This window comes from Pseudomonas sp. MPR-R2A5 (assembly GCF_058793055.1).
The window spans coordinates 163,426-176,281 of the sequence record NZ_JBXAFK010000003.1 but is presented as its reverse complement, the minus strand read 5'-3'; the positions used below and the strand labels follow the sequence as shown (position 1 = coordinate 176,281).

Here is a 12,856-nt window from a genome sequence, read left to right as displayed (position 1 = left end):
TGCAGCGGGGGTTGCAAAGGTATTTATGCTTGGCTAGAGGCTGGCAAGACGCTCAGCAACGGTGCACATAAATCCTGTACACAATCACCGGTGCACTCGATGTGCACACAAGTGCCCGACCGTGCAGCACGCCGCGGTCAGAAGAGTGCCCCACGCCATGTCCATCACCGCCAAGCCGGCCGACCAGCCTTGCAAAGTGGCCCAATTGCTCAGGTCATAGGTGCCATAGGCCACCAGGCCGAGCAAAGCACCCAGGCGCGCCGCGCGTTGCCAGCTTGCGCTGGGAAGGACCACCAAGACCACGCAACCGATGGCGTACAGGAGATAGAACAGCACGGCGGGCAACAGGCGAGGCTGATCAAGCATCAGTGGGCCCAGCAGGGATTTGTAGGTCGGGCCCATAAGGACGCCGAGCCAGAGGCCGTCGAGCACCAGAAAGGCGAACAAGGTGCCGAGGTAGGCGAAGACAGACGTCTTGGACATTGATACAACCTCTGTAGGAGCGAGCTTGCTCGCGAATGTATTCCAAGCGCATCGCTGCGTCGGATGTACCTTTTTCGCGAGCACGCTCGCTCCTACCAGAGAGCCAAGCGAACTCAGCTTAGTTCAATGCGATCCGCGTGAATCACAATCTGGCCCTGCTTGTAGAGTGCACCAATGGCTTTCTTGAAGTTGCCCTTGCTCACGCCAAACAAGTTGCTGATCACCGCCGGGTCGCTCTTGTCGCTGACCGGCAGGCTGCCGTTGTTTTCACGCAACTTGGCGAGGATCTTCGAGTTCAGGCTGGAGGCCGCTTCCTGGCCAACCGGTTGCAGGCTCAGGCTGATATTGCCATCGGCGCGGATCTCCTTGATAAAGCCCTTCTCTTCCTTGCCCGGGCGCAGGAACTTGAACACTTCGTTCTTGTGAATCAAGCCCCAGTGCTTGTTGTTGATAATCGCCTTGAAACCCATGTCGGTGGCTTCGGCCACCAGCAGATCGACCTCCTGGCCCACCTGGTAGTTGGCCGGCGTCTTGTCCAGGTAACGATCCAGGCGTGCAGTCGCCGTGATGCGCTTGGTGTGCTTATCGAGGTAGACGTGCACCACGCAATATTCACCGGCGCTCAACTGGCGCTTTTCTTCCGAATACGGCAGCAACAGGTCCTTGGGCAAGCCCCAATCAAGGAACACACCAATACTGTTGACTTCGACGACTTTCAAACTGGCAAATTCGCCGACTTGAACTTTCGGTTTTTCGGTGGTGGCGATAAGTTTGTCATCGCTGTCCAGATAGATGAAAACGTTAAGCCAGTCTTCATCTTCACTGGGAATATCTTTGGGGATGTAACGATTAGGCAAGAGGATTTCACCATCTTGCGCACCATCCAAGTACAAACCAAAGTTAGTGTGTTTAACCACTTGCAAGCTGTTGTAGCGCCCGACTAAAGCCATTTCCAATACCCTCATTGCGTGGGCGGCATTCTACCCGAGTTGCGTGCAGCACGCGCGCGCGCCTGAAAAATCGCGGCTGGCATGGCGTTCTACTGGCAGCGCCCCGCTCGTCAGATCAAACGGCTCGATTGCTCCACGGCACAACGGCCATTTCACCCCCAGCGTTACGAGTTAAAACAGTCAGTTAGGCGCTTATTGCAAAGTTAAAACCAGCTGATTTTCCAGCCCACTTATAATTCCAAGGGGATATTTACCAAGCAATTGTCAAGTATTTCCTGTACGATGCCTGGCCAAGTTAATTTTCTACAGGTTAGTGGCCGCCATGCGCGTAAAAGCATCCAACAGCAAAGCAAAGCCAGCTCCCGCCGTTGAAACCAGCGAATCGATCAACAGCCAGATTGCTGCGTTCCTCAAATCCGGTGGCGAAATCCAGCAGATTGCCAAGGGCGTAAGCGGCCAGACTTTCGGCCCGTCCAAGCAAATCAGCCTGGGCAAGAAGTAACCCCCGCGCAACGCACCTGGTCCCTAAGCGTCTTGCCTTCAAGGCGCTAGGACTAGAGCCCGAAATACCCGCCTGCCTGATCCTCTAATACGTTAATCGACGAACGGGACTCATCGCCTGGCATTCGCCGGTATGCTTGCACACGTCTAGCACGGGCATCTGCCCGATTTTTCCGTCACTGCTCCTCGCTTTTCATGGAGTGAAGCATGCTCAAACCCTATATCTTCCTGGTCAGTGCCTTGGCCGCCAGCCCGCTTGCCCAAGCGCAGATCTTCCAGCGCGAATTGGGCGACTTCGACCTTAAATTGGGCACCACCCCCAGCCGCAGCATGGCCCAGGGCCTGGTCAAGCCGACATCGCCCGGCAGTGATTCATTCCATGGCGGCCTGGACCTCAGTCACGACAGCGGTCTGTACATCGGCCAGTTTTCCCCGAACATGGGCCTGTCGTCGACCAGCAACCTCGAGGTCGATTCCTACATGGGCTTCAAACATCCTTTCGACCAGACCCTCGGCTACGAAGTAGGGCTGATCCACTACAGCTACCCCACGCTCAGCCTCAGGAACAGCCAGGAGTTCTACGGCGGCCTGAACCTGTTGGGCAACCGCTTCGGTGCATCCTTCAGCAACGACCCCGACCGCCAGGACAGCACGCTGTTTGCCGACCTCAGCGGCACCCAGCCTTTCGGCATTGGTGTCAGCATGAAGTACACCACCCATCAACTGGGTACGCCAGCGTCGGTGGAAGGCGGCGCCATCAGCAGTTTCAGCGACTGGTCGGTGCAGTTTTCCCGCGCCTGGAAAGGCATTGACCTAGACCTGATCTACAGCGGCTCCAGCCTTACCGGCAGCGATTGCTCGGCCTACTCCGGACACAATTCGCAATGCGATGGCCTGTTGACCTTGAAGGCCGCGCGGTCGTTTTATTGATGGGCTGAACTGTGGTGCCTGCCGCGGGTTCACATGCACTAACCCCTCCCGCGCAAGGACCCGCCCATGTTGCAACGGCTCAAACTTCTGCTGGTATTGCTGGCCCTGAGCCTGGTGCTCGCCGGCTGCAATCGCGTGGGCCTGGCCTACCGTAATCTCGACGTCATCATCCCCTGGACCCTCAGTGACTACCTGGACATGACCCCCGGGCAAAAGACCTGGTTCAACGACACACTCAAGGAACACCTGGCCTGGCACTGCACCACACAACTGCCGGGTTATCTGGATTGGCTCGACCGCCTGCAACAGATGGTCGACAACCACCAGGTCACCGACGCCGCACTACAGACCCGCACCGTCGAAGCCAAACAGGCGATTGCCGAGATTGCGCAACAGGTCACCCCGTCAGCGATCCAATTGCTGCAAGGCCTGGACGACCAACAGGTCAAGGACATGAACCAAGCCCTGGCCAAAGACCTGCGCAAACGCCAGGACGAATACCTCAAGCCGCCCCTCCCCCAGCAGATCAAGGAACGCGCCGAGCGCATGAACAAGCGCCTGGAGACCTGGATGGGCCCGCTCAGCGCCAGCCAGCAGAACCGCGTGATGACCTGGTCAATCGACCTGGGTGAACAGAACCAGCAGTGGATCGGCAACCGCGCCCGCTGGCAGGCGCAATTTATCGAAGCGGTGCAACACCGTGACGGCACCGATTTCCCGCAGAAAATCGAGCAATTGCTGGTGAACCGCGAAAGCCTATGGACTCCAGAGTATCGCGTCGCCTACGCCCAGACTGAAACAGCTGCCCGTAGCCTGCTCGTGGATCTGACGGCTGAAAGCACAGTGCAGCAACGGCTGAAACTCTCGCAAAAAATCGACAAGGTCCGCAGTGACTTCCAGGCGCTCAAGTGCCTGAAAAGCGTGCAACCCTAGCCCGGCGCCAAGGTTCCCAGCCAAGCCACCAGCCCCAGGATCAATACCACCGCGCCGAACTCCAGGGCCATGCTGCGCCGCAGCACGCGGCCCGCAGCGGCAGTGTCGCCCGCCGCCAGGGACCGTTGCAGAAACGGAACCAGATGGAAACGATTGAGTGCCGCCAGCCCCAGCATCAAGCTAAAAACGCCGAGCTTCAGGCCCAACAGGATCGCGTAGACACTGCCGTTGATGCCGTCCAGGTTCGGCCCCACCACCAACAGATAATTGACCCCACCGGTGACGATCAGCACCGCGACGAATCCCGCGCCGATACGCTCAAACCCTGCAAGTGCTCCGGCCAACACCTCGACGCGATAACGGTCCCGAAACAATGCGCGCCTCAACAACAGCCCAAACGCCGCCAACGCCCCGACCCAGCCTCCCGCAGCCAGCAGATGTGCCGCGTCGCTGATGATGTGCCACGCGCCCAGCATCCCTTCGTGCATCACGCCGTGCCCACTCCAGACCAGTGTCACGAGCGCGACGCCCCCCAACACCGTGGCCGGCAGCAAGCGGGTAGTACACCCTGCCAGGACCAGCGCCACGATACGCAGGCACCAGGCCACACCCAGGTCGGTCTGCCAGAGCATCATCTGCAAATGTGGCCATAACGCCTGCCAATCGCTGGCACCACTCATGGCCTGGGTCATGGACAGCAGCGACGCCACGGACAACAACACCCCCAGGCCCGCCGTCCACCCCATCAGCCTCTTGAAGTTCAGTAGCGTGCGCTGCGAAGCGTTCAGCCCGTAAAGCCCAAAGAGCCCGAAGCCAAACAACAACATCAGGTCAAGATAGAGGGCAAACCGCAGGGCGACTTGGCTCAATTCACTCATGGCTGAACGCTGAATACTACGTTACCGGTGATCGGGTGCGTATCGGACGACACCGCGCGCCAGTCAACCCGATAGGTACCGGTGCTCAGCACGGAAGCCGGCTTGATCAACATCACTTTGGGATCGGTGCTCGCTGCCACACTGGCCTTGACCGGCATCGGCGAGTTGGGCATGCCGGGCATATCGGTCATGGTCAGCTTGGCGCCGGAAAACTGCGTCAGCAGGTTCTCCGAGAAGCGCAGCTCTATGACCGCGGGCGGCGTGCCCTGGGTGCCAGCGGCTGGAATGGACGAGAGCAATTTCGGATGGGCCGCGGCCGGCAGGCTGAGGATTAATCCGGCCCACAGCGCACCACCCGCTAACGCAGTTTTCAACAGAGACATGCAAGGCTCCAGGCCGCTCAAGGCGGCGAGTTATAGGTATAGGGAAAGTGTCAAAACCATAGGCGCACACCGACCAGCCAGCGCAGTTGGCTGACGTCTTCATCCTCCGCGCGGGCGTACTGTGCTGTCTGCCCATAGGTGCGGTTCCAACTGACCCCCACGTAAGGCGCAAACTCTCGGCGTACCTCGTAGCGCAACCGCAGGCCCAATTCGCTTTCCGCAAGGCCTGAGCCCACGCGGCGCTGCGGATCGTTTTGCGCATAAAAGTTGAGTTCCGCGGTCGGCTGCAGGATCAGGCGGTTGGTCAGCAGAATGTCGTAGTCGCCTTCCAACCGGGCCGCGGTGCGGCCCGACTCGCCAACAAACAGCGTCGCCTCGGCCTCAAAGTTGTAGAGCGCCATGCCCTGGATGCCGAAGGCTGCCCAGCGCTGGCTGTGACCGGGTTTGAAATCCTGCCGCACACCGCCAACCAAGTCCCACCAAGGGCTGATGGCGTGCCCCCACAAAACCTGGGCTTCGGCGCTGTCAGTGCGGCCGGCGCTGCGTTCGCCTTCGCTGCGCAGCCACAGTCGGTCGATATCACCGCCGGCCCAGCCCTTGATATCCCAGTTCAGCGCACTGCCATCGTCGGCGCCTTGCCATTCCAACTGGTTGATCAGCAGCATCGAATGAATCGCGCTGTCGTGCACACTGTGCCCGCCAGGCGCGTTATAGACCGCTGCGCGATCGGCGTCGGTCAGTACCGGGATCGGTGTGCGGCTTTGGGTGGGTGCGGACGAAGCCGCCGGGCTCATGCCCTGCAGTTCATCCGCCAACACCAGCGAGCCGCAGGTTAATGTGGCAAACGTGATGCACAGCGATATAACACGATGGTTCATGCCCGCTTCCTCATTCATGCACGCGAACTTCACGGAACATGCCCATTTCCATGTGGTACAGCAGGTGGCAGTGATAGGCCCAGCGGCCGAGAGCATCGGCCGTCACGCGGTAACTGCGCCGGGTACCCGGTGGCATGTCGATCGTGTGTTTGCGCACCTGGAACTGGCCGTTTTCATCTTCAAGGTCGCTCCACAGGCCATGCAGGTGAATCGGGTGGCTCATCATGGTGTCGTTGACCAGTACCAGTCGCACCCGCTCGCCATAGGTCAGCTGCAAGGGTTCGGCAGCGGAAAATTTCACACCATTGAATGACCAGGCAAACTTCTCCATATGCCCGGTGAGGTGCAACTCGATCGTACGCGAGGGATCACGGCCATCGGGGTCTTCGAAGGTGCTGCGCAGGTCGGCGTAGGCCAGGACGCGCCGGCCATTGTTACGCAGGCCGACGCCGGGGTCGTCGAGCTTGGGCATCGGGCTCATCGCCTGCATATCCACCAGCGGGTTGTCCTGCTCGCTGGCCGGATGGCTCTGCATCGACATCGAACCCATGGCGCTGTGGTCCATGCCTTCCATATCCGGCATATCGCCCATGGCGCCGTGGTCCATGCCGCCCATGCCCATGTCGTCCATGGTTATCCAAGGGCGCGCATCAAGCGCCGGCACTGAGGCCTCCGCCCCCGCCTGCCGGGCCAGCGTGCCACGGGCATACCCCGTACGGTCCATCGACTGGGCAAACAGCGTGTAGGCGGCGGCAGTGGGCTCGACCAGCACATCAAAGGTTTCAGCCACGGCAATGCGGAACTCGTCGACGCTGACCGGTTGCACCGGCTGGCCGTCGGCGGCGATAACGGTCATCTTCAGCCCCGGAATGCGCACATCGAAATAGGTCATCGCCGAGCCGTTGATAAAGCGCAGGCGAATTCTCTCCCCGGCCTCAAACAAGCCGGTCCAGTTGCGACCGGGCGGCTGGCCGTTGAGCAGGTAGGTGTAGGTCTCGCCGCTGACGTCCGCGAGGTCGGTAGGATTCATCTTCATGCGCGCCCACATCAGCCGATCGGCGACCGTAGCCGACCAGCCGTGCTTGCCTGCATCGCTGATAAAATCGCCCACCGTGGGCTTGTGCCGGTTGTAGTAATCGGACTGTTTCTTGAGGGTCTTCATCAGCGCGACGGGGTCTTCGTCGGTCCAGTCCGACAGCATGACGACGTAGTCGCGCTGGTAACTGAACGGCTCCGGCTCCCTGGGATCGATGACCAGAGGCCCGTACACGCCCTGTTGCTCCTGAAACCCGGAATGGCTGTGGTACCAATAGGTACCATGCTGCTTGACCTTGAACTGGTAGACATACACCCCACCCGGTTCGATCCCCTCAAAACTGAGGCCAGGCACGCCGTCCATGGTGGACGGCAGAAGGATGCCGTGCCAGTGGATCGAGGTAGGCTCGTTGAGCCGGTTCTTCACGCGCAGGGTCACGGTGTCGCCCTCGCGCCAGCGCAACAGCGGGCCGGGCAGGCTGCCATTGATCGTCAGCGCGGTACGCTGTTGGCCGCTGAGGTTGACGGGCGTCTGGTCGATAAACAGATCGAATTCGCTGCCCGTCAGCACGGTGGGGTGGCCGGGATTGCTCAGCGCCCAAACCGGCGGGCGCCATAGCCCGAGCCCACCGAGCAAGCCGCCGGCGGCCAGGCCTTTGACGAAGGTTCGTCTGGAGGTAGTGGAATGCATGCCGATTCAAGTCCATGAGATGAATGGCTGCAGATTAGGTGGCGCCAGCTGTCAGCAACCTTAGCGGCAGATTACCGATCTGACAGCTTCGGCGTCCCCGGCGGCGCAAACGGGCCGGGTATGGAGGGGTTCAAGCGATCTGTGCCTTGGACGCCACTTCAGCAAAGGTCGCCGGATCCAACGCATCTGCCTGCTCATCCAGCACTTGGCGTGGGTGATCATTGCCCGGAATAGAGCTGTCGATCAGCGCCAGCAACTGCGCGCCGAGCCCGGTCAGGATAAAGTTTTCGCCGTTGCCGCCCTCTTCCTCAGGTCGCGATTCAATAAAACCGCGCTTGAACAGCAGCGCTTCATAATCCGCAGCGGTTTTTTTCAACGCATCCAGGTTGCCCGTGGACTCGCCCGCCGTGGCCTTCTCGGCCGCTTCCTCTTCGGCGTACTTGCGTGGGGCGAAGCTGCCCTCGCCGTTCTGCACTTCATGCAGCAGACGTTCGATCAAATCCCAGTTGTAAGTCGTCATCCTGATTCCTCCTGCGGGCCGATGGAAAGGGAGCCCGTCTCAAGGTGTGACACGCCGCGTCACTGGCCGTTCAGCCGAATGGACGAGCGTCATTTCTCTGAACTTTCCAGACGTTCGCGTCCTCAACTGCACATAACCACCAAGGAGGTCCCAGTATGAAAACCCTGATGAACCTGGTCATTGCCGCCACGTTGCTCACTGCCCTGCCCGCCTGGGCCTGTACGCCGGACGAGGCGACCGCCAAGCGCGAACAGCTGGGGCAGGAAGTAGCGAAACTCACCGAACAGAACCCCTCCAAGGCCAAGGAGATGAACGACGAGTTGCAGAAAATGGACCTGGATACCCAGAGCGCGGAGTTCCCCGACAAGTGCCAGTTGATCGATGCCCGCCTCAAAGAATTGAAAGAGGCCGCCGCCAAGGCGAAAAACTGAAGGCAAAAAAAACCGGACAACGTCCGGTTTTTTTATTTCACCTCAGCCTTACTCGGCAGCCGGCGCTTCTGGCTTGCGGCGCTTGAGCGGTGCCATGCCGTCCTTGCTGACGAGCGACAGGTTGTCGGTCTTCGGCCGGTTGGTGATCTTGCGCTTGGTCGGCGACTTGGCGCCGGCCTTTTTCTTGTCGCCCTTGGCGTCGACTTTTTTCTTCTTCACGCCAACGGCCTTGCCCGACGCCTTGACCTTCTTCGGCCCGGTGTAGGTGCCTTTGACTTCCTTGATGGTGCGACGCTCGAACGACTGCTTGAGGTAGCGCTCGATGCTCGACATCAGGTTCCAGTCGCCGTGACAGATCAGCGAGATCGCCAGGCCCTCGTTGCCCGCACGCCCGGTACGGCCGATACGGTGCACGTATTCGTCGCCGCTGCGGGGCATGTCGAAGTTGATGACCATGTCCAGGCCGTCCACGTCCAGGCCGCGGGCGGCGACGTCGGTGGCCACCAGGATCTTCACGCCGCCGGCCTTGAGGCGATCGATGGCGAGCTTGCGGTCCTTCTGGTCTTTCTCGCCGTGCAGCACGAACGCCTTGTAGTCCTGCGCCACCAGGCGACCGTAGATGCGATCGGCCGCAGCGCGGGTATTCGTGAAGACAATGGCTTTCTGATAGGTCTCATTGGCCAGCAGCCAGTTGAGGATCTGTTCTTTGTGCACATTGTGGTCAGCGGTGATGATCTGCTGGCGCGTGGTCGCGTTCAGGTCGCTGACGTTGTTGACCTGCAGGTGCTCAGGGTTGTTCAGGACCTTGGCCACCATGTCGCGCAGGGTCGAACCACCGGTGGTGGCGGAGAACAGCATGGTCTGCTGGCGATTGACGCACTCGCCCACCAGGCGCTGTACGTCGTCGGCAAAACCCATGTCGAGCATGCGGTCGGCTTCGTCCAGCACCAGCACTTCGACTTCCTTGAGGTCGAGGTTGCCAGCGTTGAGCTGCTCGATCATGCGGCCCGGCGTGCCGATCAGGATATCCGGCACCTTGCGCAGCATGGCGGCCTGGACCTTGAAGTCTTCGCCACCGGTGATCAGGCCGGACTTGATGAAGGTGAATTGCGAGAAGCGCTCCACTTCCTTCAGGGTCTGCTGGGCCAGCTCGCGGGTCGGCAGCAGGATCAGGGTCTTGATGCTGACGCGGACTTTGGCCGGGCCGATCAGGCGGTTAAGAATCGGCAGGACGAAAGCGGCAGTCTTGCCACTCCCGGTTTGAGCCGTCACCCGCAGGTCACGCCCTTGGAGCGCGAGCGGGATGGCCGCTGCTTGCACAGGCGTAGGCTCGACAAATTTAAGCTCGGCCACGGCTTTGAGCAGGCGTTCGTGCAGGGCGAATTGGGAAAACACGGGTGCTACCTCGAAGAAATACAAAATATCAGCTGCATAGGGTACCGGTTTCGGCCGTCCAAACCGAGTTTCTTTACGCGAACGGCGCTAATCAGCCGCTTTTTTGTCAGCTGGTTTGTCCACAACGTCAACTTTATTGCACTTAAATGCTCTAATCGCCCCGTCTTGTCTTACAGAAGAATCGGTTTCACCCATGGATATCAAACAGTTCTGGCTCAACGTCCAAGACCTTTGGGGCGCCCTCGATCAACACCCGTTGCTGCATGCTGGCCTGGGTATGTTGGTGTTGCTGGTGGTGGCCTTGTTACTGGGCCGGGTGGCGCGCTACCTCATCCTTCACGCCATCAAGCTGCTCGGCAGGCAACCGCCCCTGCATTGGCTCAACGATCTGCGGCACAACAAAGTCTTCCATCGCCTGGCACAGCTGACGCCGTCCCTGGTGATCCAGTTCGGCTTGTACCTGGTGCCAGACCTGAGCAAGACCGCCACCCTGTTTATCGGCAACGTCGCGCTGGCATTCACCCTCCTGTTCATGACGCTGGCCATGAGCGCCCTGCTCAACGCCCTGCTCGACATCTATGCCCGTACCGAACATGCGCGCACGCGCTCGATCAAGGGGTATGTGCAACTGGCGAAGATGGTGCTGTTTGTCTTTGCCGCAATCATCATCGTCGCCACCCTGATCGACCGCTCGCCGTTGCTGCTGCTGTCGGGCCTGGGCGCCATGTCGGCGGTGATCCTGTTGGTGTACAAGGACACCCTGCTGTCGTTCGTCGCCAGCGTGCAGCTCACCAGCAACGACATGCTGCGGGTGGGCGACTGGATCGAAATGCCGCAGGTCGGTGCCGACGGCGATGTGGTCGATATCACCCTGCACACCGTCAAGGTGCAGAACTTCGACAAAACCATCGTCTCCATCCCCACCTGGCGCCTGATGTCCGAGTCGTTCAAGAACTGGCGCGGCATGCAGGCGTCGGGTGGGCGACGCATCAAGCGCAGCCTGTACATCGACGCCAGCGGTGTGCGGTTCCTGCGCGATGATGAAGAAACGCGCATGACCCAGGTGCATCTGCTCACCGACTACATCAGCCGCAAGCAGGCCGAACTCAAGGCCTGGAACGAAGCCCAGGGCCACAGCGCGCAACTGTCGGCCAACCGTCGCCGCATGACCAACCTCGGCACCTTCCGCGCATACGCCCTGGCCTACCTGAAAAGCCACCCGGACATCCAACCGAACATGACCTGCATGGTGCGCCAGATGCAAACCACCGCCCAGGGTGTGCCGTTGGAAATCTACTGCTTCACCCGCACCACCGCGTGGGCGGATTACGAGCGGATCCAGGGGGATATCTTCGATTACTTGCTGGCGGTGTTGCCGGAATTTGGGTTGAGTCTCTATCAACAACCCAGCGGGAATGACTTGCGTGCCGGGGTGTTGCCGGCGGTGTTGGGGGCCAGTCATCTACCCGCCATCGAACAGCATTCGGGTTAACACCGCATCCTCCGCGGGAGTTTCTGACTTAGCGCTGCCGCGCAGCAAACTGCCCCCCCCTGTGGCGAGCGGGCTTGCCCCGCGTTGGGCTGCGCAGCAGCCCCAATAAGAACGCTGCAGTGTGCCAGGCAGCTCCCCAGGGCTGTGTTTTGGGGCTGCTGCGCAGCCCAACGCGGGGCAAGCCCGCTCGCCACAACAAGCCCGCTCACCACAACAAGCCTGCTCGCCACAGTTACAGTTCTTCCTTAACTGACTGGCATTGCGGCTCTCCACAACAGCCCGCTCCCCTGAGGGGGTCAGCGTAGCACTGGCACCTTGCGCGCCCCCAACCGACTGATCCACACCGCCCCCAAAATCACCAGGCCACCCAACGCCAACCGCCCCAGCGGCTCGTGCTGGTTCCAGATCAGCAGGTTCAGCAGCAGCCCCACCGGCACATGCAAATTGTTCATCACCGCCAAGGTGCCGCCGTTGACCAGGCAGGCCCCCTTGTTCCACCAATACATGCCCAAGGCGGTACTGACCAATCCGAGGAACACCAGCACGCCCCATTGCAATGGCGCTTCCGGCAGGAAGTTGGCTTTGCCGAACAACAGGAACGCCGGCAGCACCACCAACAACGCGCCCAGGTAGAAGTAACCGAAGCGTCGATAGTGCGGCAGGTCGCTGGGGTAGCGCGCCACCAGGTGCTTGTACATGACCTGCCCGGCGGCGTAGGTGAAGTTGGCCAGTTGCAGCAACAGGAAGCCCATGAGGAAGTGCGGGGTGATCTGGTCGAAACGGATCACCGCCGCTCCCGTCACCGCCACCAAGGCGGCGATCAGCGCCCAGGGATTGAAGCGGCGGTTGAGCGCGTCTTCGATCAGGGTCACATGCAACGGAGTGAGGATGGTGAATAGCAGCACCTCCGGCACCGTGAGCACACGAAAGCTCAGGTACAGGCACACGTAGGTCACGCCAAACTGCAGCGCGCCAATCACCAGCATGCCGCGCATGAAGGCCGGTTCTACCGCGCGCCAGCGGGTCAACGGGATAAAGACCAGCCCGGCCAGCAGCACACGCACCAGCACCGCGAAGTAGCTGTCGACGTGACCGGCGAGGTATTCGCCGATCAAGCTGAAGGAAAATGCCTGAATCAGGGTGACAACCAGTAGATAGCCCATGCACGCCTCATTTCGAATGGGCGGGACATTAAAGGTTTTCGGCGTTTGACGAAACTCGGGGCAAAAAAAACCCGACCTCGCTATAGCGTCAGTCGGGCAGGAGCACTCAGGAGCAACAAGTGCAAAGGGAGGTTCTTACGCGTACTTGAAGGGTTTGCGTGGAGCGATATAAACACCGCGCGATTATCTAGCG

The 12,856-nt window shown here is 60.3% G+C and carries 14 protein-coding genes; 5 read left to right on the top strand and 9 right to left on the bottom strand.

From position 1 onward, the window contains the following. Nucleotides 1-84 precede the first annotated feature (84 nt). Both AC1Q6I_RS03530 and AC1Q6I_RS03525 read right to left on the bottom strand, forming a co-directional pair. Entirely contained in the window at nucleotides 85-483 is a 399-nt protein-coding gene (locus AC1Q6I_RS03530) for a DUF2177 family protein (protein ID WP_024076793.1), read from the bottom strand. A 113-nt stretch (nucleotides 484-596) separates the two neighbouring features. After that, nucleotides 597-1,433 (bottom strand): CvfB family protein, encoded by an 837-nt coding sequence (locus AC1Q6I_RS03525; protein ID WP_010208634.1) that lies wholly within the window; start codon nucleotides 1,431-1,433, stop codon nucleotides 597-599. 322 nt (nucleotides 1,434-1,755) lie between these two features. Here AC1Q6I_RS03525 and AC1Q6I_RS03520 point away from each other — a divergent pair, with 322 nt between their 5' ends. From AC1Q6I_RS03520 to AC1Q6I_RS03510, 3 genes are all read left to right on the top strand, one after another. Beyond that, nucleotides 1,756-1,935: a PFL_1563 family small protein gene (locus tag AC1Q6I_RS03520; protein WP_003193095.1), complete on the top strand. Its 180-nt coding sequence runs from the start codon at nucleotides 1,756-1,758 to the stop codon at nucleotides 1,933-1,935. A gap of 206 nt (nucleotides 1,936-2,141) precedes the next feature. Further along, nucleotides 2,142-2,864, top strand: a complete 723-nt coding sequence (locus tag AC1Q6I_RS03515) for a TorF family putative porin (protein ID WP_069076820.1) — start codon at nucleotides 2,142-2,144, stop codon at nucleotides 2,862-2,864. 66 nt (nucleotides 2,865-2,930) lie between these two features. Beyond that, complete coding sequence (locus AC1Q6I_RS03510; RefSeq protein WP_102623515.1) at nucleotides 2,931-3,797, top strand: DUF6279 family lipoprotein; 867 nt, start codon at nucleotides 2,931-2,933, stop codon at nucleotides 3,795-3,797. Here the strand turns inward: AC1Q6I_RS03510 and copD are convergent. The 5 genes from copD to AC1Q6I_RS03485 all read right to left on the bottom strand — a co-directional run bounded on the left by copD (nucleotide 3,794) and on the right by AC1Q6I_RS03485 (nucleotide 8,182). Further along, the gene (gene copD, locus AC1Q6I_RS03505; RefSeq protein WP_069076819.1) at nucleotides 3,794-4,675 is read right to left on the bottom strand and encodes a copper homeostasis membrane protein CopD; all 882 of its coding nucleotides are present in this window, start codon (nucleotides 4,673-4,675) and stop codon (nucleotides 3,794-3,796) included. The genes AC1Q6I_RS03510 and copD overlap by 4 nt on opposite strands. Continuing rightward, entirely contained in the window at nucleotides 4,672-5,058 is a 387-nt protein-coding gene (gene copC / locus AC1Q6I_RS03500) for a copper homeostasis periplasmic binding protein CopC (protein WP_069076818.1), read from the bottom strand. The genes copD and copC overlap by 4 nt, the downstream gene beginning before the upstream one ends. 50 nt (nucleotides 5,059-5,108) lie before the next feature. After that, entirely contained in the window at nucleotides 5,109-5,936 is an 828-nt protein-coding gene (locus AC1Q6I_RS03495; RefSeq protein WP_102623545.1) for a copper resistance protein B, read from the bottom strand. A 10-nt stretch (nucleotides 5,937-5,946) separates the two neighbouring features. After that, nucleotides 5,947-7,662: a copper resistance system multicopper oxidase gene (locus tag AC1Q6I_RS03490; protein ID WP_102623516.1), complete on the bottom strand. Its 1,716-nt coding sequence runs from the start codon at nucleotides 7,660-7,662 to the stop codon at nucleotides 5,947-5,949. Nucleotides 7,663-7,792: 130 nt separating this feature from the next. Next, nucleotides 7,793-8,182 carry a hypothetical protein gene (locus tag AC1Q6I_RS03485; RefSeq protein WP_024076800.1) on the bottom strand — a complete coding sequence of 130 codons (390 nt, stop codon included), beginning with the start codon at nucleotides 8,180-8,182 and terminating at the stop codon, nucleotides 7,793-7,795. Between the two features lie 155 nt (nucleotides 8,183-8,337). On the opposite strand from AC1Q6I_RS03485, the gene AC1Q6I_RS03480 reads away from it, so the two are divergent. After that, a complete protein-coding gene (locus AC1Q6I_RS03480) occupies nucleotides 8,338-8,613 on the top strand; it encodes a hypothetical protein (protein ID WP_024076801.1) in 276 nt (91 codons plus the stop codon). A gap of 48 nt (nucleotides 8,614-8,661) precedes the next feature. On the opposite strand, the gene AC1Q6I_RS03475 is transcribed toward AC1Q6I_RS03480, so the two are convergent. Beyond that, nucleotides 8,662-10,008: a DEAD/DEAH box helicase gene (locus AC1Q6I_RS03475; protein WP_102623517.1), complete on the bottom strand. Its 1,347-nt coding sequence runs from the start codon at nucleotides 10,006-10,008 to the stop codon at nucleotides 8,662-8,664. A 193-nt stretch (nucleotides 10,009-10,201) separates the two neighbouring features. Here AC1Q6I_RS03475 and AC1Q6I_RS03470 point away from each other — a divergent pair, with 193 nt between their 5' ends. Next, complete coding sequence (locus AC1Q6I_RS03470) at nucleotides 10,202-11,500, top strand: mechanosensitive ion channel family protein (RefSeq protein WP_024076803.1); 1,299 nt, start codon at nucleotides 10,202-10,204, stop codon at nucleotides 11,498-11,500. A 296-nt stretch (nucleotides 11,501-11,796) separates the two neighbouring features. Here the strand turns inward: AC1Q6I_RS03470 and AC1Q6I_RS03465 are convergent, their stop codons facing one another. After that, nucleotides 11,797-12,663, bottom strand: coding sequence for a carboxylate/amino acid/amine transporter (locus AC1Q6I_RS03465; RefSeq protein ID WP_102623518.1), 867 nt, complete (start codon nucleotides 12,661-12,663; stop codon nucleotides 11,797-11,799). Nucleotides 12,664-12,856 lie beyond the last annotated feature (193 nt).